Genomic DNA, 21,866 nt, shown 5'->3' with positions numbered 1-21,866 from the left:
GCCATGAAACAACGTATTAAAAACGATCTCGGCGCACTGTATGCCAGCAGTAAACAGCAACACAACCATCTGCATCATGAATTGCCCTATCGCATTTATGATGATGCTGAACAAGTCTTTGAAAACGCCAATTCGCTTGGTTTTGGCTTTGCCATTTCGCTGTTTGGCGGGGCGAATGACGACTTGATCAAAACCATGAACGCCTTGGTGTGCACACTGCCAGAGGGCGACAAATGGCATTATCAATTCGTCATGGTGGGTAATAATCAAGTCGGTGAGCTCATCGAGCAAAATCAAGCGCTGCTCAGTGGCCGCAATGCCATTTGCGATAAATTTGCCTCAAATGAAGCTATCTATGCAAAACACAGTTCGACCAAAGGCTTTGGCACCAAGCTCAGCAGCGCATATCACTACGATCTAAAGAACACTAAAGGGTTTTTCTTTGTTTCAACCACCGAAGACATGCCAGCACTGCTGGATATGCGCCTTGGCATTGAGTCAGAGCTGGCGCAAACAGGCATGCACATTCGCCGCTTAGGCGCTGACGATTTGATTGAGCATTGCCGCGAGCATTTAAATTTTTCGCATCAACAAGATCGCGTTTCGCCCGCTAAATATAACGAGTATCAACCTCTCAACACCCAAATTCTCAGCCCTGACAGTGAGTTCATCATTAATCGTGATTCGGTCAATATCCGTCACACGCCGATGCAATCCGACAACAGTGTCGATACCACCTTAATCAATCTTGGGCTAAAGGGGCTGCCGAACGACTTTAGGCTATATGCGTTTCCCAACTGTATTGCATCACTCAGTTACACCATGAACAGTGTTCAATGTCCTTATCGTGTCAGCGTGTCTTTTTATATTAATAAAACGGGTGAGCAAACCACCCGTAACGACAGCAAAATTGGCTCACTAACGAAAACGGTCAACTCCCCTATGCGGTTGTTAATCCCCAGCGCCGCGGATGAACTGGCTGAACGCAAGGAGATACAAAAAGGACTCAGCTCACACGCCTTTAAAATCACCACCATGACATTGAATGTCACCCTGTATACGACAGAAGAGAAACAACGCCATGACACCTCAAAAGCGATTGCGACCTTCCGCACGGCAGGCATTGATTTAATCCGAAACAATAAACTGCAAGGCATGTGCACCCTGTCCACACTCCCGTTCTCAATGAGCGAAGGCTTTATGAAAGACAGCCAAAAAGCGGGCCTGTGTTTCATGATGAAAACCTCAAACTTGGTGAATTTCTTACCGATTGTTGCAGACTACAAACGCTTATCAGCAGGGCTACTCTTGCCAACAATGCGCCATCAAATTAGCTATTTCGATCCGTTTAACTGCGGCAGTGATAACTACAACATGGCGATTACGGGCGGCTCAGGGGCAGGGAAGTCATTCTTCATGCAAGCCTTGGTGAAATCTATTTTTGCCAAAGGGGGCAAGGCATGGATTTTAGACAAAGGCCAAAGCTATAAAAAACTCACTCAAACATTAGGCGGCGTCTATCTCGACAGTTCGCAGATTTTCCTAAACCCGTTTACCCACTTAGGCAAAGTATTAAGCGTGCGGGATGCGGGTACTTTTGGCCCAATCCTCGATGATGAAGGTCAAGCCATTGATCCCATCACCGAAGTGTTGGGAAACATCACCGCGCTTATCGCTACCATGGCATCACCTGATGAAAAGCTCACCGGATTTCAGACGGCATTACTCGGCGATGCTATTTTGCTGGCATGGCAAAAATGCGGTAACGACACGCTGATTGACGATGTACAAACGGCACTCTATGACATTGCCGCACAAAAAAATGACGATACCCGTATCAGTGATATCGCCGCGCAATTAAACAAGTTCTGCTCTAACGGCATTCATGGCGCAATTTTCAATAAGCCCTCGATGCTCGATCCCAATATCGATATCACCACGCTGGAACTTGATGGATTTAAAGGCGAGCTACAACGTCCGGTGATTTTCGCGTTGATGGTGACGATCAGCCAACAAATGTACTTATCGGGCCAACGTTCTATTCCGAAAATCTGTGTGATTGAAGAAGCGTGGTCGCTCATGAGCGGCGCGAATGCGCAAAGTAAGGATTTCATCAACGAAGGTTATCGCACAGTGCGTAAGTTCGGCGGCAGCTTTGCCACAGTAACGCAAGGCATGAACGACTTCTTTGCCAACGCCGAGGCCGAAGCGGCACTGAACAGTTCAGATATTCATATCACCTTGCGCCAAGGTGATGGCTTTGGGGATTTCTTGAACAAGCATCCTGACCACTTCTCGCCTTTCGAGCAACACATGATCAAGTCATTCCCCCGCGCCAATGATGCGGGTCATTCCTGCGTCATGCTCAAAGCGGGCGGGCTTGTGTCCTTTCACCGGATTTTTGCCGATCCATGGTCGCGCGCCATGCTCTCAACTGAACCCAAAGAGTTTGAATATTGCGAAAACTTGATTAAAGGCGGCATGCCGTTACTCGATGCCATTGAACTGACAGCCCAATATTTCTATCCCGATGATATGGCCCGCTTTGATGCCATTTTGTCCGCCGCAGCAACCCACAAAGAGGCCGCATAAAATGGAAAAAACCATCATACAATCAATTTTATGGTTGGTGACGCTGGGCGTCATGATAACCCTCTGGGTGACGCGCGAACCCAGTGTTGTCGAGTATGACATTAACGAAACCGTGGCCAGCTTTCACCAATCTATCGGTCAAAGCGAGCTATCCGACGAACAGCGTGAAAAAGAAATCACTCGATTTACCCAAACACTCGATGATGTGGTGCAGCAATACGCCATTGATAACCATGTCGTGGTGTTAGTCAGCCCCGCCGTCGTCAGTGGCGCCGTGAATATCACCCAAGAAATTCAGCAGTCACTACTGCAAACCCTTCAAGCGCAAAACAAGGCAAACCGCGCCCAAGTGAGCGAGGTCACGGCTAAATGAATAAATTCGCGCTTCTGATGTTGGCGCTATGCCCACTCTTACCGCTCAAGGCTGCGTCTATCGGCACCGTGGGACAAGTGTTCCCGATTGCTGAAATAGACATGCTGCAGTGGATTGAAAACCGTCTGCAGACCTTAGAGAAAACGGGTGAGCTAGACAGTATGCGCGAGCAATTCCAAGAGAATGTCAAAGCCGGTGTTAAGCGCCCTCGTCCGGTGGGGCTCATTACCACTAAAACCCCAGAGGTGTTTTTAGTCGATCCCACTTTAACGCTGGCCAAAGATATCAATGATGCAAAGGGCAACCTGATTTATCCCAAAGGGACGCGCGTAAACCCATTTGACACCAAGACATGGCCAGCATTGCAAAAGGCCAACGTCGGCAAGTTTGAGTTCAGTAAAACGCTGGTGTTTTTTGATGGGGATGATGTGCAGCAAGTGTTATGGGCCAAAGAGTTTGCAACAACCCATGACAAGCCACACACCATCAAATGGATTTTAACGGGCGGCGAACCCGAAACACTGCATGGCCAATTAGATGCGCGCGTTTACTTTGACCAGCAAGGAAACCTCAGCCGCGCATTAACACTTAAGCGCGTGCCGAGTGTCGTTAAGCAAGCGGGGGTGATGTGGCAAGTGCGCGAAATAGATGTGTCAAATTTCCCCGTATTCATGGAGGAAACAAACCATGCGACACATTAAACCTGCGCTGCTCTTAGCATTATTAATGGGAGTCATTCCCGCACAAGTCAACGCGCAAGCGGCCTGTACGGGTACGTTCGTTAACCCGATGACCGACATTTGTTGGTCGTGTATCTTCCCGATGACCATTGGCAGTGTGCCTATTATTCCTGGGAGCCTACCCGATACGCGCAACCCCGTATCACCCATTTCATTTTGTCCCAAACCGCCGCCTATTTTTATGCAAATTGGCTTGAATATCGGCTACTGGGAGCCTGATACCTTAGTGGACGTGACGCGCGTCCCTTACTGCATGGTCAACATGGGCATGAAGCTCGACATGAGTAATTCCCCCCAAATTGGCGGTCGCGTTACAAGTCGCGATAACGATGCCAGTGATGGCGCGTTTTATCATGGGCACTGGTACAAATACCCTGTGATCTATTGGCTGCAAATTATGCAAAGCGCAGCCTGTATGGCCACGGACAATTTTGATATCGCTTACCTAACAGAGATAGATCCACTGTGGGATGACGATGAGTTGTCTTTTATTCTCAATCCCGAAGCCATTTTATTTGGCAATATCGTGTCACAACTCGCTTGTGCCACCGAAGCCGTGGCCACTTCGACCAACAGTGTGTTGCCCTTTGATTTTCTGTTTTGGTGTATGGGCTCACAAGGCAGTGCTTACCCCCTGACTGGCACCACCAATTACCGCGACACGCCCATTCAGGCGGGTACGTTGATTTTAGAACGCCTGAACTACAAGTTGCATCGCCAAGGCATCGTATGGGAATCCCACGGTGAAGACGGCGCGATTTGCTATCAAACGCCGATGCCCCTCATGCCCAAATCCCGCTATCGCTACCAAATGACCAACACCATACCCGATGCGCTATGGGCGCACCCTTACACCACGACAACGGTGATCTGGGAAAGTGGCCACGATAACCCTGTGTCGGGTGACAACTTTGGCTTTATCAACTTCAAAAAACGCAATTGCGTGTTTTTGTGACCAATAAGGAGAGGGATTTTCGATGAAAAAGTTTGAGACCAAATTACCAACAACATATACCGCTTTATGCACAAAAATTGTGGATAACAGCCTATTTTCACGTTCATTTAAAGGCTTAGCCCTGCTCGTGAGCTTATGGTGCCTTGGATCAATTTCACAGGTGTTCGCCCAAACGGATTACAGTATTGACGAATTAAAAGCGCTGTCGATGCGAGAACGTCACACATTCCCCCCATTGAACATAGACCAAGCCGCGCTGTTTGATAAAGCTCGTCAGTTCGAAGCGCAAAGCAAAGGCCAATTAGACAACGCACTATCACCATTGCTCGATGCAAAGCCCAACCCCAGTGCCGATGCTAATGGTGTGATGGTATTTGTGTCGTTGGGTATGCCTGCGACCAGTTTGCAGCAGTTACTCATGCAAAGCGCAGACTTACAGGTGCCACTCATTGTGCGCGGTGTACTGCCTCAAGGCTTTACCGCCACCGTTAAACAGATGAATCACCTTATCGATAACAAAGGTAAAACCATACAGAGCGGTTTTGCGATTAATCCCCAGTGGTTTACGCAATTCGGCATTACCCAAGTACCCGCCTTTGTTGCTGTAAGACCCAACAAATGTCAGGCAAAACAGCCCTGCAGCAGCGATGACTTTGACGTGATTTACGGCAACGTTTCGTTGTATGACGCGCTGAACTTACTTGCACAACACGGCAGCATTCCCGATGTGGCAGCGAAGACATTAGCAAAGGGGGCGAAATGACTCAGTTGAATAATGCCTTAATCCTCAGTGCCATCCTCACATTGAGCGCCGCCTTGCCTGTTATGGCGGCCAACAGCGAAAAGGATTACCGCGATAATGTGCAGTGGGCCAAAGACAGTATCAAGCAGAATCAGAACAAAGCGGGTTACACCGGTTTTGACGTTAACAGCCTATGCAAAGATGCGACATGTCAGCAAGAAGTCGCCAACCCGAGCGAAAGCCGTTACTACAACAACCCGAGCGCCATGGACAGTGCCAAAATGCAAGGCATGAGCACGGATGGCCAAGCCCAAGCCGTGACGAGTGGCTTTAATAATGGCCGCCCGACGATTGATGAAAACGATCCGGCATACCATACCGCCGTTGGCTATCAAAATGATGCTTACAATATTAGCCACGGCATTTCATCTAAATATCATGACTGTGAAAAAGGGCTCGTTTGTGAAGTCGATTCTCTGCCACGTTCTTGCACGTTGCCCACCAATAATCCGGTGCAATGCTACCTAACACCCTTTGTCAAAAGCACATCGGTTAAGGAAGTGGCGCATTCATACAGCTTAACTGGCACACCACCGTTTACTATTGACATTAAATTACCAAACCCTAATGTTAAGATCGTCCGTGTTCAATTTAAAGGTGAGTATCGTTCTATAGCCATTGATGCCGAATTATCAATTGCATTAAATGGTACGTTTATAGGACATGTTCTAACAGAGAGAGCCCCTGGTACATGTGTTGCTAATCAACCTTGCGCAATGAGTGTAAACAGTTCATTAACCACAGAAAATTATGATATTAAAGCATCCCCATTAGCGGTTCATATAAGTGCAAATTGGGATTTTTACTTTAAAATTGAGTTACAGAATTTACCCATCACTATCATCACCACTGAAACGCATGTTGAAGTCGGTTACAACAACAGCTGTGGTGCTGTTCTTCCTGAGTGCCAACAAGTCCAATCTCAATGCGTAGAAGGTAAAGAAACGCGCATGATTAATGGGATAGCCGTGACATTGGATTGCTGGAAAGAACAAACCACCTATCAATGTGCCTTTCCCAATACCTGCACCACCCTCGCAGATTGCAGCATTCAATCGACCAGTTGTGACACCCAACTTGGCGGCGTTTGCATTAAAGATAAACAACAACGCCTATGTGATAAACAGCAATGCCGCGATACGGGCCTTATCTGCGGTGCAGACAGCTTTGCGCTCAGTGGTGACTATTACGATCCTGCTGCCACTCGCAGCACTGACTTTAACCATGCTGCGGCAGGACTGGCCGCCGTCAGTGACGCAGCCGGTGATGTGAAAGACAAAGCCAACATCAACGAAAACAGCGCCATCATTTTCAAAGGCAACATCATGGAATGCAGCGATAAAGCGCTGGGGATCAGCAATTGTTGTCAGGACAGCGGTTGGGGTAACGGCATCGGCTTAACGTCCTGCAGTGAAGAAGAAAAAGCGCTGGGTACCGCCAAAGAAGACAAGCTCACCGTATCACTTGGCCAATATTGTGCTGAGAAAGTGCTTGGTGTGTGTATCCGCAAGAAAAAAGCCTATTGCGCGTTTGATAGCAAGCTCGCGCGCATTGTGCAGGTTGAGGGCCGCGCGCAATTGGGCAAAAACTTCGGCAGCGCCAAGCATCCTGATTGCAGCGCCTTTTCACCTAACGAACTGCAACGCATTGATATGTCGTCAATGGACTTTTCTGATTTTTATGAAGACATGTACGACGCCATCGAACTGCCCAACACAGATGAAATTCAAAAACGCTTACAACAGTCGGTTGGAGGAACCAAACCATGATGACGTTGTTAAATGACCACTTACAACATGCCGCAGTATCTCCTTTTTTTCGGTGGTCAAGCCACGCGCCGTTGGCGTGGTTGTCCACAAAAAAAGGGGATGCGGTGGTCAACAAGCGCAGCGCGTTAGTGTTCCTTATGCTGACAACGTTTTGCCTCGGCGCAAACGCAACGGATGCACAAGGCTGGCGCTGGTATAACGAACCGACCGCCCCCAAGAAGCAAGCACTTAAAAAGGCCGAAACGCCAAGCGTCACACTTACTCGAACGCAAACGCTGACCCCGACAGAGCAGATGGATTGGTTTCACAGCTACTACCAAGACACGCTCAATGACGCGGCGATAAACAGCCAAGACAGCAAGAAAGTGGAAAGGGCAATGCTGCTTAATCAGTACGTCAGCAATAAATCGTCAGAGTTCGGCATGACCTTTAAAAAGGTCCTGCTAGATAACCCTGAGCTGTCTTACACCAAAGATAGACCGACGGAACAAGCGGCAAGAAGCACCTATTTATCATTAGAGCGCAACAAGAAGATGCGCGCAGTACGCAGCCTTGCCGATGCGGGATGGGGGCTGTTCTTTGTCTACAAAGGCCAAGAAGAAATTGATATTGCGCTAGCGCCCAGCGTGCAGCAGTTCGCTACTGAGCATGGCATTGAGCTACTTGGCGTCACGCTCGATGGTGTAGCACTGCCAGCCATCGTGCAGAACCGCCAAAACGACCAGCACATAAACGTCCCGTTTAGTCCCGCACTCGTGTTAGTTAATCCTGGCACGGGGGAAATGAAACCGCTCGCTTATGGCTTTATCTCTCAAGACGATTTACTTGGCCGCTTCCTGAACGTGGCCACCGATTTCGCCCCTGACTTTTAAACGGAAAATACCCATGAAACGCATCATCACAGTAATGTTAATGACTCTTCTATTCTCTTTAAGCGCTAAGGCGACGCCTATGGGGGCAGCTGTTGCCGCCAATCCGAATGATTACGCGTTAGTGTTTTTCTTTCGCTCTGACTGCCCGTTTTGCCACCAGTTCGCCCCGAAACTGAAACAGCTTGCGGCGCAAACAGGCACCTATACCTATGCCTTTTCGCTCGACAACCAAGGGATATCAGGCTTTGAAGTACCGATACCTTCCACGCCAGACATTGCCGCCACTTTCTTTGAGAACCCGCGCAGCGTGACAGTGCCCGCCACATTCTTGATCAACGTCAATACCCGTAAGTTTGTCCGTTTAACCGTCGGGGATGTGACGTCCTCGCAGCTTCAACAAAGCTATCTTCAATCCCTCAATGACCCACAAGTCATTGCAAGCATGCGCTAGGAGCAACTCATGGACACGATGTTGATCATCAATATTTTACTGGCCTTAGCCATTTATAAATTCGTACTCGTCCCCGTGCATGCATTGTTAAGTGCCGTTTGCTTGCGTGCGCTACGCACACTAACCCCGCGCCTTAATAGCAGCATAAGCGGTAATACCGGAGGTAAATCATGAAACGCTTAGCACTGACGCGCACACTACTTGGCGTCACTATTTCATGTTTGCTGACAACACACGCCTATAGCGCGGGGGTTTCAGGTTCACTAAACGATTTTTTCAATGGCCTAGGCTATGGCACTAACGTGACCAATCCGGGCTCATTCAAAGGCCAAAGCGCCAACTACTACAGCGGCGGCAATCTCTTTGTGCGTAGCCCCATTCGCGACGCACAACTGGTGAGTGTGCAAATGCCCAGCATTGCCGCAGGCTGTGGCGGTATTGATATGTTTATGGGGGGATTCAGCCACATTAACTCTGACGCCCTTGTGCAACAAGGCAAGGCCATCATTGCTAACGCAGCGCCGTTTGCCGTCGATTTAGCCCTGCAGACGTGGGCACCACAAATCAAACAGATTAAGGACACGCTAACGGCCATTGCTGATAAGTATCTCAATCAGTCGATCAATTCTTGCGAGAGTGCCCAAGCGGGCGTCTCGGCACTGGCGGGGTTTGCAGGTGTTGGCAGTCAAAAATACATTTGTGCCACCATGGGCACACAAAATAACGCCTTTGCGGATTGGGTATCTGGCCAGCAAGAATGCGGCGCGGGCGGTCAAGCTAACAATCAGCTCGATAACGCCAAGAAAGATCCCGCACTAAAAGACATGGTGCGCAAAAACACCAATATTGTGTGGGCCGCCATTTTAAAAAACACCTTCCTTGCCAGCGATCCGACCTTGGCAGAATTTCTCATGTCGATTTCAGGCACTTACATTTATGACGCGACTGGCAATGCGCGCGGTTATGGCTCACTGCTGACCGACAACAATAACCTGATTAATAGTCTGTTAGAGGGCGGCAAAGCTGAAAGTTATCAATGCACCAATCAAGCCATTGACCAATGCTTAGCACCGACACAACAAACGATCACCATCCAAAGTAATCACGGCCTGCAATACCGCGTAGAAACCTTACTCAGAGGTATCGCCAGCAAGATGCAAAACGACCAGCCACTCACAGATAACGACAAGTCACTGCTCGAATACACCACACTGCCCATCATGACCTTTTTACGCACCGAATTGGAGGCTGGACTTGCGCCCCAAACCAATACTTACGCCAAAATCATCAGCGTGCAGTTTATTACCCTCTATCTGCAAAACATGCTGTCGATTGTGAAATCTTCAATCACGGCCACGAACAATGATCCCAAAGACATTGATCGCATCGAGAAAGACATTATCAACGCTAATCGTTTCTTAGCGGGACTGGCAACCAAAGCCCAAGAAGACGCGATATCACAGCACCAGCTCATTATGCAAAACCAGCAAATCAAACAGCAAATAACTGGCGCCATGAGCGCTAAAGCTAAGGCCAACTTGAATTTTGGGGAGCGATAACCATGGCAGTTGAGATTTTCACCTACAGCAACGGTGACGTGGCCAAGCAAGTGATGAATGCCATTGCCGTGCTGTTCAAGTCCGATTCATTTGCCAGCATGATAAGCATCTGTGCGCTGTTTGCCGTTGTGGCCACCGCGCTGCACTTTTTCATCAAGCGTGACCATAACGCGATTATGAAATGGTGCGCGGTTTACTTTGCCGTGCCATTGCTTGCCATGAACACCACCGCCACAGTGCAAATTACCGATTTAACCAATCCGACGGGTAACTATCGCGTGGACAATGTGCCCGCGATTGTGGCGTATCCGGCCTCATGGGCGTCGCATTATATGTATGCCACCACCCAAACGGTGGAAGATATTTTTCACGTACCCGATGATCAACAATACAGTAAAACGGGCATGATGTTTGGCTCTGAACTGTACAAGTTATCCAGACAAAGCGAGATAGAAAACACCCAACTTAAAGGCTATTGGCAGCACTACATCAGCAGTTGTATTCGCGGAGATATGCTACTCAATAATAAATACACATGGCGAGATTTAGCCAGTGCGCCGGACATTTGGGACTTTTTAGCCACTCACAACCCTTCGCCGCTACGGGCGATTCAAATGGGTTTTGATGATTACCCCACTTGCAAAGAAGCCCTTCCGCGCCTCAAGCAACTTTTCCAAGCTGACAGCGCAAAAAGCATCAAGTTACTGGGCAGTTGGATTTATGGTGAAAAGGCCACAAGCCAACAAAGCTTTTTGAATACCAGCATCAGCAGTGGTTATCAAAAGTACGCCAATATCAGTCAAAGCGCGTCGCAAATCACGCTGCAAAACATGACGATTAACGCCCTGCGAAATGGCCTTGCAGATGATGCAGCGGTGAGCAACAACACCGCCGCCGCATTCAACTACGCCTATACGCAAAACAAAATGCAAACCACATCGATGTGGGCGGGAATGGCCCTGCAGGCGCGCGAATTTTTGCCCATGCTGCAATCGATTTTGTTTTTGCTGTTTAGCTCTGTCGCCTTTTTAGTGGTGGCGATTGCCATGATCCCCTCACTCACGTTTCAAGTGCTCGGCAACTATTTCAAAGGCTTTATCTACCTTGGCACATGGCCGGTGATGTTTGCCCTCATTAACTTCATCATGACCACGCGCTTATCCCTTAACGCCACCGAAATCACTAACATTTACGGCGGTATCACGTTAAGCAACGTTGATCCCTTACAAGAAATGCACTCCCGCTATGCGGCCATGACCGGCTTTTTAATGATGAGCGTACCGACATTAATTGTCCCGCTCATTATGAAAGGCGGCGCGTCGGTAATGAGCAGTATGTCGCATCAGTTCGCGGGCATGATGAGCAGCGTTAACGCGCGCACCTCTGCCAGTGCGGCAAGTGGTGATATCAATTTGGGTAACGCTCAGGTGGATAACTACAGCTACAACAACACCAACGGCAATAAAATCGACACCACTGGCGTTGAACGTATTCATGGCAACACCAAGCAAGATGCAACCGGCTATGAGACCACCACCTTTGATGATGGCAAACAGGTCATTAGTGGCCAAAATGCTTTAAGTCGTAGCTTGCCTGTGAACATCAGCGGTAATGATGTGTTATCAAACTCATTATCTCAATCAGCCACTGATAGCATCAATGCCAGCAAGGTTTCTGGTGAGCAAGTCAGTACAAGCATTGCAAGCGTCAACAATGCCGCGTTAAGTCAAATGAGCGGAGTTAATACATCGAACAGTTATGGCAGCAATAGCGCCACTGGCGACAGTGGTTCCCATAACAAAGGCTTCTCAGATATGAGTAGCACAGTGAAGTCTTATGCCAAAGATTTTAACGTGTCAGAAGAACAAGCCTTAAGCGATTTAACCACTATGTATATAGCCGCAGAAGCAGGGGTAAAAGTTGGCACACCTGGGGATGGATTTTTTGGTTCTAGCGCACATCTTTCCGCCAATACTGGCACCAAAGGGTCAACCGATGAGTCTGACAGCTCGCGCATGAGTGAAAGCGAACGTGCAAGTCGCCAAGAAAGCTACCTTGACCAGTTTAGCACTAACGTTAACACCGTGAAGTCATATAGTAGCGGCGAACAAGCGAGCGAAACAAACAGTAAAAATACAGGTGAAACGCAAAGCTTCCTACAGGGAATTAACGAAGCAACAACCCAAGCTAAAAACTACCAATCTCAGCTCACCGAAGCACAAAGTTACACTGATGCAGCCAATAGCATCAAAAGTGGCTCAATTAGTGTTGGTCGCGATTTCAATCAGGATTTTGTTAATTACGTAGGAAAAGCAAGAAAGCAAGAAGGTGATGCCATGGACGTGATCAAAGGCGAAACCCCTCACGCGATAGAGACGAGAAACCAGCTAGTCGAAGAATTTGCAAACAGCCCCGAAGTCAAAGCGATGGCTGAGCAATATAAAAATCATGAATTTCCGCAAAACAGAGATGACATTGTGCAAGCTCAGGAGCGTTACGCTTCAGACATTGATGTCAATAAACAGCAATCACCACATTATGCCCCTGCGCCGCTTAATGAAAGCCTCTATCAAACGGGCGAATTTGAGCGCATCCAAGGCCATGCGGCGCAAGGTAACGCTGAAATTAGACAAGATGTTTGGAAGGAAGAGCGCGATCACACCCCTTCAAATGTTCAGAGCATCGATATGGAACAAGCCCGTGCTGATGCGAAAGCGGCGCATGCCTTAATTCAAACACCGCAAGACAATCCAAGTGACGATGAAAAAATGGCGGAAACAGTGCGTCAATCAAGCCCCTTTAATACAGGACCAAAAATGTGATAATAGCCATGACTTTCAATCACAAAGAGATAACTCATGAACATCATTAAAACAGGTGCACTGTTGCTGTGCTTATTAAGCCCCTTGGCGCAGGCTGAAACCACTCTGTTCGGCCTCACCTTGGGCAAATCTACGAGGCAAGAGGTTGAGCAAACCTACACCCTCCAATACAAAAATACCCAATCAAGTTTACCTGATAGCTGGAATTACTATAACGTGACAGGCAAGCAATTTGATGAGCCACAACTTAAAGAGGCCACCCTCTATTTTGATGACGCTCAAACATTAGGAAGCATCCTGTTTACCTTCCCTAGCTCCTTAGAAAAGTATAAGGCGCTAGAAGAACAACTTAGCCGCCAATACCCACGCATAAAAATGGCCCCCTTCGTATCGGAGCCATTACGCCTCGATAAAGCCGAGTTTCAAAATGACACCACCCATGTGCTACTGGAATACAGCGATTACGGCACTTACTTAGACTTTACCGATCTTAAGTATCGCGCTGCCGCCCAAAAACGCCTCGCAGAAAAGAAGGCCCTCGAAGCCAATAAACCGAAAAAGGAACCCTAGACGTGACCTTAAACCCCAAACGTACTAAAGGCAGTAACTACACCCGTGGTGGCCAGATTTTATTTCACAATTTGCGGATGTTTCTGCAGATTAACGCCGTGCTTGTCCGCTGGACGTGTTTTGGCGTGCTCATCTTAACAGCGCTGCTATGCTATCTCTTCCTTGATAAAGACACCTTAACGGGCGCTTATTATTATTGGATAAACCAAACGGTTAGCGTGTTTAGACCAGAAAGTCATGTTATGCAGACTGAATGGCAAGGCACTGTCTATACCAGTACGTTAGGGTCTCAATTAGAAAACCCGATACTGATTGCGGCCAACAGCCGCTTTTGGTTATGGACACAAATTTACCTCCTTATTAGCTGTGTGATTGGCATCGTTTTCCTGTCAGTGGCCATGTGGTATTTCAAGAAAAAAGGCGATGAGCAAACCGAGGAACACTTTATTCGGGGGATGCAAAAAGCCACGCCGAAGGAATTAGCAAAACAGCTTAAAAAGGACAAGCGCCAGTCCGATTTCAAGCTCGATGGTATCGGTATTTTCAAAGAACGCTTTGAAGTACAACACTTGTTACTTGATGGCACCACGGGCGCAGGAAAGTCCGTGGCGCTGCGTAAGTTTTTAACGTGGATACGTGAACGGGGCGACAAAGCCATTATCTATGACAAAGGCTGTACCTTTGTCAGTAAATTTTATAATCCGGCAACGGACGTACTACTAAACCCGTTTGATGAACGCTGTGCCTATTGGGATGTGTGGTGTGATGCACATGAACCCTCAGATTTTGAGAACATGGCGAGCGCGCTCATTCCCCAACACGGCGAGGGCGATCCATTTTGGGTGCAATCAGCACGTACCATTTTTTCATCTACTGCATTTAAGATGCAAGATGAACCTAAAAAGAACCAAACCACTGAACGACTGCTTGAACTCATGCTGACCAGCGAACTTGAGTCCTTAAGTGAATACTTAAAAGGGACCGAATCGGCCTCACTGGTATCAGATAAAATCCAAAAAACGGCGATATCCATTAAATCGGTCCTCGCTGCCTACATCAAATCATTACGATTCCTTGCCGGACTGGATGAAAAGGACGAACAGGGAAAACTCCTTCGCCGCAAATTTTCAATTCGTGAGTGGGTGAAAAACGATGCCGAAAATGGCTTTCTATTTCTATCTAGTAACGCACAGCAACATGCATCATTGCGCCCCTTGATCTCAATGTGGCTATCCATTGCCTCGACCGCCATTTTAGAACAAGACGAAGATCCGGACCGCAGAATTTGGGTGTTGATGGATGAAGCACCAAGCTTGCACAAGTTACCTGAACTTGCCGAAACAATCGCAGAAGTGCGTAAGTTCGGCGGCTGTTATGTCATAGGTATTCAGTCTTTTGCGCAGCTTAAAAAAGTCTATGGCGAAAATGCGGCGCTTGAAATGTTCGACTTGCTCAACACTCGGCTATTTTTCCGTTCACCCTCTAACGAAATGGCCAAAATCTCGTCTCACGATTTAGGCGAGCAAGAAGTTGATGTCTCTAAAGAGCAATACAGCTACGGCGCTAATGAAATCAGGGATGGCGTATCACTGGGCCATCAAACCATTACCCGCCCTGTGGTCACGCCCTCTGAAATCATGCAGCTTGAAGATTTACAATTTTGGCTGCGCACGCCTGGCAATTATCCCGTGGTAAGAGTGGATTTAGAGTTTAACCAAATGCGCTCACTGTGCGCCCCATTTATCAAACGCAACTACACCCCGTCTGAAAACATAAAGCAGATTGAATGGAGCCTGAACTATCACCAGTTCAGTGCGGTTCAACACGTCGATAAGGCAGATAAAACCAAGCTTCAAAGCATTCATGACACCATGTATGAAGGGGATGAAAACAATGATGAACGCAGCGCGGAAGCGCAGCGCATGACCAAACTTGCTGAAAAAACCGATGCGGTCGCCCAAAGCCTCATCGATGCGAAAAAGGCCAAACCGACTGAGTTAGCGCTCAAGGATGCGCAGAAGAAAAAAGCCGCTGAAAAACAAAAGGCCAATGACCAGCACATTGAGGATGCACAGCGACTTGAAGAGCAACAAATAGCCTCAGTACACGAAGAAATATCGCTCGACTAAAGGAGCTAAAACGATGACCTCATTCAACGCCACGACACGAGTGCCCGAATTGTCGGCGAAAAAGCCCTCACGTAAAGGCTCTAAAAATGACCATGAACGGATGAACGTCATGCGTCGAATTGAAGCCATCGCGGAACTCAAAGCGCTGGGCTTCACGTCTGACGAAATCAAAGCCCAACTCGACTCAGAATAAACCTACCGGATTAGTTCACCTCGCGCCCCGCGCGAGGTCCCTCTAAAGGAATATCATTATGCTTTCCATCAGTCCCATTGCGTCGAGCGCTGGCGGCGCGGCCAGCTACTACCTCAGTGAAGAAAAGAACCTCAATTTGCCTGATGTGTCGTTAGAAAAAGCAGCGGACGCCAAAGAAGGGGAAACCAACTATTACTTGAAAGAGCAGAGCGCCGAGCCCAATACCCAATGGTTTGGCAAACTGGCAGAACAAGAGGGAATGTTAGGTAAGCCCGTTGAAGAGCATCAACTCAAAGAGGTGTTAGCCGGTAGCCTGAACGACCAAACGCTTAAAACCCAAAACAGCAACGCCCGCAACGGTTTTGACTTTACCTTTTCGGCGCCTAAATCCGTCAGTTTACTTGCACTCGTGGGCGGCGATAAACGCTTAATGACAGCGCACGATGACGCGGTAAAATTCGCGTTATCGCATATCGAGAAAGATGCGGCGCAGGCCAGACAAACTAACCCAGATACCAAAGCGACGTCCTTTGAAAACACGGGCAATTTGCTGTTTGCAATGGTGCGTCACAAAACCAGCCGTGAAGAAGATCCGCAGTTGCACACCCACTCACTCACCGCCAACATGACCAAGGACAGCGAGGGCACATTGCGCGCGCTGGCAAGCAGCTTTAAACAAAAAGGCGGCATCATCAATGGCACGGGTGAGCGGGTTTATAACCATCAAAAATACTATACCTCGCTCTATCAAAGCGCCTTAGCCCGCAGCGTTGAACAAGCGGGTTATCAAACTCGTTCACTGGGTAATAATTTGTTTGAAGTGGAAGGTGTCCCGCAGTCCTTACTCGATACCTTTTCAACCCGTAGCCAGCAAATCAACGAACAAACCCAAAGCTTAGGTTTAGACTCTCAAGCGGCGCGGGATGTGGCCGCAAAGGACACCCGCAAGAGTAAAGCCTATACCAGCGAAGCCACCTTGTTTGAGCAATGGAAAAACAAAGCCAATAACAGTGGCTTTAACCTGACAGGCTTTGTAACAAACAGCATGTCACGAGAAACATCACTCAATGCGTTAGCGCTCAAACCCGCCGCTATCGATGCGGTGAGTCGTGCGATTGAGCATGCCAGTAACACCCAAAACCGTTTTAATTACGCGAAATTAGTGGAATCAGCCACGCTTGAATTTACGCAAGGCCAGAAGCTCGATGCGCTCGATATTAAATTGGCACTCGATAAGCACATTGAAGATGGCGCACTCATTCCGCTTGATAAAGAGTCTGCGACCTTTACCAGCGCCGCCCACATTAAAGCCGAAACTAACCTGTTAGAGAGCATCAAGCCAAAAACGGCCAACATGCGCCAAGTGGTCGATACCAACACGCTTCAAGGCAAAGGCTTAAATGCGGACAACCAAAAGAAAGTCTCTGAACTGTTCGCCAGTACCAAACAAGTTAACCTAGTGAACGTCTTTGGTAGCAGTGAACAGCTCGCGACCGCCCTGCTCAATGTCGGTGAGGCCAACGGTAAACGTATTCACATCATTACCCCTGACATGAAAAGCAAACTGCAAACCAGTGAACGAGTGCAACGCGATTCATCGACTATTGGCAAGTGGATAATGAACCACTTCAAACCTGACCACACACACACACTCAGCAGCTTTACTAAAACGGCCAACAACACTAACCGCGATATTTTAGTGGTTGAGAACGCCAATAAACTCGGCCTTAACGACTTTAATGCCCTGCTCGCGCAAGCCAAAGCGGGTAACAGTAAAGTGATTTTGCTCAATCACGCCAATGCCAAGCAAGGCATGAAAGCCGGTAACGCTATCGAGGTGCTTAAAAAAGGCAACGTAAACGAAAGCAACTGGGTCGCCACCAAACAAAGCAACACAGCCATGCGACTGCATGAAAGCAAAGACAGTGACAGGGTTAACCTGATTGCAAAAACTTACGCGCAACTGCCCGAGAAGCAACACACCCAAGTCATTGCGGGCACCCACAAAGACGTGAAGCAGCTTAACAGCGCCATTCGCGCAGAACTGCAAAATCAAGGTGATGTATCGCGCCTTGGGCTCAACATCCCTACCCTTAATCCCGTGTTCTTATCCGCGCAGCAACGGGAAGTCGTCGGCCAGTACACCAAGGGCATGGTACTCACCCAATGGCAAAAAGTCGGCGGCCGCAATCAACAGCAGCAATTGACGGTGGACAGTGTAAACCGCGATAACAACACCCTCACGCTGATAGACAAAAACGGTAAAGCATCTGAGATTAACCCCAGCAGCAAAGCCTTTAAAGCCGCAGAGTACGCGATCGCTAAACCGGACAATTTACATATCGCCAACGGCGACAAACTCATCATGGCCACAAACCATCAAGACAGTGGTTTGAGCAAACAAATTTATACGATCAACGCCCTGTCCAAAGAATGGGTCACGCTCAAAGACGAAAGCGGCAAACAGCACAGCGTTAAAGCCAGTGCATTGCACCATGCGCCGCTCAATCATGGTTACGCCACCACGCCAAGCAATGCCAGCCCTAATGCAAGTCACCACATCGTCAACATTAAAGCCTATAGCGCCTCAAAAGAGTGGTTACATGACACGCTGACACAAGGCATCAAACACATCGATATATTCACCGACAAGGCACAACAATTTGATGACCGATTAGAAAAAAGTGAGGTGAAACCATCCAGTATTTCGCGCATCATGCAAGCCGCTGATATGCCAGAAAAGTTCGTGAATAGCCAAACTACGGCCCTGCTCACCCAAGATGTGACCGCAGCACTGAATGCCATTGGTGCCCAGCATCAAGACAAAGGGCTTATTCACAATGCCGTGGATTTTGCCATCCAGCACATTAGCGAGAAAGAAGCCGGTTACTCACAAAAAGAACTGATTGTTAATGCGATCAAGTACGCCTTTGAAGAAAAAGGCACCAGCATTACCCAACATGAAATCATCAACACCCTGCAACACATGGCCACGAACAGCACGGATAAAGGCGCGCCCTCACTCCTGAGCGCCGAATACCACGACGGCACCCGCTGGACCACCCAAGCCGCCATCGATACCGAAGTGCGTATTTTAGACAGACTACAAGCGGGCAAAGATCAACTTGCGCCCCTTACCAGCGTTGAACACGCCGCGCAGGTACTCAGTCAAAATCAAAACCTGACCGATGGCCAAAAAGACGCGACCTTGCTTATCACCACCACCAAAGACCGATTTGTGGCAGTTAAAGGGTTAGCCGGTACGGGTAAATCGACCATGCTTGAAACGGGTATCGATCTCGTTAAACAAAGCGAATCCATTCTCAACACACAACCCAATAAGACACCGACACAATTCATCGGTCTAGCGCCGACACACGCCGCCGTTAACGAACTCAAAGACAAGAACGTCGAAAGCCAAACGGTGCAATCACTCCTAAGCAACTTTTTAAGCCAAGATGCGAAACCGGACCAATACGCCAACACCGTGTTCTTGCTCGATGAATCCTCCATGACCAGTAACGCCCAAATGGATAAATTTACCCATTTGATTGAGACAACAGGCGCGCGCGCCGTGTTCTTGGGTGACACTAAACAGTTAACGTCCCAAGAAGCGGGTAAACCATTTGAACTCGCGTTAAACAAAGGCGCAATCAATAGCATCACCATGAAAGACATTGTGCGCCAACAGAACAGCACGCTACTGAGTGCAGTACACAATATTGTTGATCGCCAGGGCGAAAGCGCTATTGATAAAATTCAGCAACAATTACCCTTTGACCAATACACCCCGCCCACCGCTAACGACGTGGTAACGCCCGAAAAGCAGGCGACAGCTAACATCAATCAAAGCTTGAATATCATTTCAACTTTGCAGCCGCTAACTGATAACCCAAAGAAAAACCAGCAACTTGCGACCGAAGCCCTGCCCGCCACTGTGGCACTGGAATACTTGGCCAGAACACCTAAAGCGCGTGAAAATACCCTTATCATTGCGTACACCAACAAGGAACGCGACGACATTACCCACGAAATACGCCAAGGGTTACAGCAACAAAAAAGCCTCAGTGCCGAGCAATTCACCGTGCCGAGATTACGCGGAGTTCATGCCAGTAAGGCGGAACTGGCGACCATGTTGCCCTATCAGCAGGGGTTAATCCTGACGACCGGTAAAGACAGTTATTTTGAAATTATGAAGGTCGATAAGCTCAATAACATGCTCACCCTCGCGGATATGAAAACCGGCGAGGAAAAGCATTTCTTCCCCAAAAATCATGGTCACAAATTCACGAACCTTTGGGCCAAGAGTGAGCAACCTCTCGCAGAAGGCGACAGTATTATGCTCCGCAAAAGTGATATTGATCGTGAAATGCAGGGCAACAAAACCTATACCGTTAGCAGCATTGACGATAAACAAATGCAGCTCAAATCAACGGATAACCACACATTAACGCTCTCAACCAAAGAGTTGAAAGATGCTCATTGGGATTACGCATACACCCGCACCGCCGATATGGCGCAAGGGGCAACCTATGAGAATGTCATTACCGCGATTAAGGGCCAAGGTGCATTAACTAACGTAAGGCGCGCGTATATCGATATCACCCGTGCCAGTAAGCACGTAAAAATCATCACCGATAACCCGCAAAAAATGATGCTCTCATGGGTCAATAACGATCCCAATAAAGTCTCTGCACTTGAGACAAGAGATAAGTATTACCCTGAACATACCCCGCTATTTAATGACAAACCCTTGCCGCAGGAAAACCCAAAGTACCTCGATGTGAATGGATATGTGGATCTAAAACGGATGGCCACTGAGCTAAATGCCAAGCTTCCGGCCTACAGTGAATCGCTGGCAACGCAGCTTTTAGGTGAGCCGAACCACGATAAATCAGACAAAGATAACCTGACATTTGGCAAAGAGGGGAGCCTAACATTGACCACAACGGGCCAATATCGTGGCTATTTTAAAGACTGGAAAACCGGCGATAAAGGCACCCTAATTAACCTGATTATGGTCGCTGAAAAATGCAGTTATAAGGATGCACTTTATAAAGCCGATAAAATGATGAACGAACCCGATAAATATAATCTGGTAAAAAACCCACAGCATGATGAATTAACACATGCCATTCCGGTTAAGCAAAGTCAATTAGAAGCGCGCGCGAAGCAATACTTTAATGAAGCGAAACCTATCGAAAACTCACTCGCACAGACGTATTTAAACAAGCAAGGCATCGACGTTAAGCAGCATGAAAACTTACGTTTTCACGATGCCGTTTATTCGTCAGAAAAACGTGGGACCTTCCCCGCATTAATTGCGAACATCACCAATGATAAGGATGAGACCAAGGCAGTAGAAATTACTTACCTTGATAAATCCAGCGGTGACATTGCAGCGCTTAAAATAAACAAGCGCATACTCGGCTCTAAATCGGGGAACAGCACGACGATCAACAAAGGCAATAATTCAGACTATAGCATTGTCGCTGTCGGGGTAGAGAATGCACTTAAGATAAATGCTGACAATAAAAACGGGGCTGATGTTATTGCGCTAAACAATAATAATGACACTAAAACATTCAATACAAATGAATTGCGCGAAAACGTGATAGTGGTACTTGATACCAATAATTCACAAGACACTGCAAAACTGGCTAGTGACCTTACGGATAAATTCAGCAAGGAGAATATACATGCGGTTATTATTGAACCCAACCTGATACCTGATGGCTTAAACAAAGTCGAAACGACAAAGCAATTAGTCAACGAAGCGATCTATAGCATCACGACAAAAGATAATACCCTATCTAAAGCCATTCAATCACTGAGTAATGACATTGCAGGCACAAAAAATATCACGATGAAAGATGACAGCACTAACGTAACGACGAATAAAATAAAGCACGATGAACACTATCAACATTTAGCAATGGATAGCCACCGTTCAACCACGAAAGAACATAGCCCCAACATCGACAATCCTAAATTGGATATTGGGGAAAAGACCATGTAATGAATATATAAAGAGGACAC

At 47.8% G+C, this 21,866-nt stretch carries 15 protein-coding genes; all 15 read left to right on the top strand.

The genetic code is table 11. The features are described from left to right. Nucleotides 1-3 precede the first annotated feature (3 nt). The 15 genes from traC (at nt 4) to traI (ending at nt 21,846) form a co-directional block, all read left to right on the top strand. Nucleotides 4-2,592 (top strand): type IV secretion system protein TraC, encoded by a 2,589-nt coding sequence (gene traC, locus L5L98_RS19780; RefSeq protein WP_263143034.1) that lies wholly within the window; start codon nt 4-6, stop codon nt 2,590-2,592. A 1-nt stretch (nt 2,593) separates the two neighbouring features. Then, nucleotides 2,594-2,965, top strand: a complete 372-nt coding sequence (trbI, locus tag L5L98_RS19775; RefSeq protein ID WP_263143031.1) for a type-F conjugative transfer system protein TrbI — start codon at nt 2,594-2,596, stop codon at nt 2,963-2,965. Then, nucleotides 2,962-3,666, top strand: a complete 705-nt coding sequence (gene traW / locus L5L98_RS19770; RefSeq protein ID WP_063883625.1) for a type-F conjugative transfer system protein TraW — start codon at nt 2,962-2,964, stop codon at nt 3,664-3,666. The genes trbI and traW overlap by 4 nt, the downstream gene beginning before the upstream one ends. Next, nucleotides 3,653-4,660, top strand: a complete 1,008-nt coding sequence (gene traU, locus L5L98_RS19765) for a conjugal transfer pilus assembly protein TraU (RefSeq protein WP_263143029.1) — start codon at nt 3,653-3,655, stop codon at nt 4,658-4,660. The genes traW and traU overlap by 14 nt, the downstream gene beginning before the upstream one ends. 22 nt (nt 4,661-4,682) lie before the next feature. Beyond that, the gene (trbC, locus tag L5L98_RS19760) at nt 4,683-5,423 is read left to right on the top strand and encodes a type-F conjugative transfer system pilin assembly protein TrbC (protein WP_263143027.1); all 741 of its coding nucleotides are present in this window, start codon (nt 4,683-4,685) and stop codon (nt 5,421-5,423) included. Continuing rightward, nucleotides 5,420-7,231: a type-F conjugative transfer system mating-pair stabilization protein TraN gene (gene traN, locus L5L98_RS19755; protein WP_263143025.1), complete on the top strand. Its 1,812-nt coding sequence runs from the start codon at nt 5,420-5,422 to the stop codon at nt 7,229-7,231. Before trbC ends, traN begins: the two co-directional genes overlap by 4 nt. 104 nt (nt 7,232-7,335) lie before the next feature. Continuing rightward, nucleotides 7,336-8,103 (top strand): type-F conjugative transfer system pilin assembly protein TraF, encoded by a 768-nt coding sequence (traF, locus tag L5L98_RS19750; RefSeq protein WP_263143024.1) that lies wholly within the window; start codon nt 7,336-7,338, stop codon nt 8,101-8,103. Between the two features lie 40 nt (nt 8,104-8,143). Next, nucleotides 8,144-8,554: a type-F conjugative transfer system pilin assembly thiol-disulfide isomerase TrbB gene (gene trbB, locus L5L98_RS19745; protein WP_263143023.1), complete on the top strand. Its 411-nt coding sequence runs from the start codon at nt 8,144-8,146 to the stop codon at nt 8,552-8,554. 9 nt (nt 8,555-8,563) lie between these two features. After that, nucleotides 8,564-8,728 (top strand): hypothetical protein, encoded by a 165-nt coding sequence (locus tag L5L98_RS19740; RefSeq protein ID WP_263143022.1) that lies wholly within the window; start codon nt 8,564-8,566, stop codon nt 8,726-8,728. Continuing rightward, nucleotides 8,725-10,113, top strand: a complete 1,389-nt coding sequence (locus tag L5L98_RS19735; RefSeq protein WP_131525418.1) for a conjugal transfer protein TraH — start codon at nt 8,725-8,727, stop codon at nt 10,111-10,113. Before L5L98_RS19740 ends, L5L98_RS19735 begins: the two co-directional genes overlap by 4 nt. Before the next feature lie 2 nt (nt 10,114-10,115). Further along, nucleotides 10,116-12,935: a conjugal transfer mating-pair stabilization protein TraG gene (gene traG / locus L5L98_RS19730; RefSeq protein ID WP_263143020.1), complete on the top strand. Its 2,820-nt coding sequence runs from the start codon at nt 10,116-10,118 to the stop codon at nt 12,933-12,935. A gap of 36 nt (nt 12,936-12,971) precedes the next feature. Continuing rightward, nucleotides 12,972-13,505, top strand: coding sequence for a hypothetical protein (locus tag L5L98_RS19725; RefSeq protein WP_263143018.1), 534 nt, complete (start codon nt 12,972-12,974; stop codon nt 13,503-13,505). Between the two features lie 2 nt (nt 13,506-13,507). Next, on the top strand, nt 13,508-15,634 hold the full coding sequence (gene traD, locus L5L98_RS19720) for a type IV conjugative transfer system coupling protein TraD (RefSeq protein ID WP_263143016.1): 2,127 nt from the start codon (nt 13,508-13,510) through the stop codon (nt 15,632-15,634). A gap of 13 nt (nt 15,635-15,647) precedes the next feature. Then, entirely contained in the window at nt 15,648-15,827 is a 180-nt protein-coding gene (locus tag L5L98_RS19715) for a thyroid hormone receptor interactor 11-like protein (protein ID WP_259583107.1), read from the top strand. A gap of 58 nt (nt 15,828-15,885) precedes the next feature. After that, the gene (traI, locus tag L5L98_RS19710; RefSeq protein WP_263143013.1) at nt 15,886-21,846 is read left to right on the top strand and encodes a conjugative transfer relaxase/helicase TraI; all 5,961 of its coding nucleotides are present in this window, start codon (nt 15,886-15,888) and stop codon (nt 21,844-21,846) included. Nucleotides 21,847-21,866 lie beyond the last annotated feature (20 nt).

It is taken from the genome of Shewanella sp. SM23, assembly GCF_025654295.1.
Lineage (GTDB): Bacteria > Pseudomonadota > Gammaproteobacteria > Enterobacterales > Shewanellaceae > Shewanella > Shewanella oncorhynchi.
This window is presented reverse-complemented; position numbering and strand designations above follow the sequence as displayed.

Coding starts and splice junctions, on each gene's coding strand:
- traN (WP_263143025.1), top strand. CDS start 5,420: ATGACTCAGTTGAATAATGCCTTAATCCTCAGTGCCATCCTCACATTG.
- L5L98_RS19715 (WP_259583107.1), top strand. CDS start 15,648: ATGACCTCATTCAACGCCACGACACGAGTGCCCGAATTGTCGGCGAAA.
- traW (WP_063883625.1), top strand. CDS start 2,962: ATGAATAAATTCGCGCTTCTGATGTTGGCGCTATGCCCACTCTTACCG.
- L5L98_RS19725 (WP_263143018.1), top strand. CDS start 12,972: ATGAACATCATTAAAACAGGTGCACTGTTGCTGTGCTTATTAAGCCCC.
- trbC (WP_263143027.1), top strand. CDS start 4,683: ATGAAAAAGTTTGAGACCAAATTACCAACAACATATACCGCTTTATGC.
- traC (WP_263143034.1), top strand. CDS start 4: ATGAAACAACGTATTAAAAACGATCTCGGCGCACTGTATGCCAGCAGT.
- trbI (WP_263143031.1), top strand. CDS start 2,594: ATGGAAAAAACCATCATACAATCAATTTTATGGTTGGTGACGCTGGGC.
- traG (WP_263143020.1), top strand. CDS start 10,116: ATGGCAGTTGAGATTTTCACCTACAGCAACGGTGACGTGGCCAAGCAA.
- L5L98_RS19740 (WP_263143022.1), top strand. CDS start 8,564: ATGGACACGATGTTGATCATCAATATTTTACTGGCCTTAGCCATTTAT.
- traI (WP_263143013.1), top strand. CDS start 15,886: ATGCTTTCCATCAGTCCCATTGCGTCGAGCGCTGGCGGCGCGGCCAGC.
- traU (WP_263143029.1), top strand. CDS start 3,653: ATGCGACACATTAAACCTGCGCTGCTCTTAGCATTATTAATGGGAGTC.
- trbB (WP_263143023.1), top strand. CDS start 8,144: ATGACTCTTCTATTCTCTTTAAGCGCTAAGGCGACGCCTATGGGGGCA.
- L5L98_RS19735 (WP_131525418.1), top strand. CDS start 8,725: ATGAAACGCTTAGCACTGACGCGCACACTACTTGGCGTCACTATTTCA.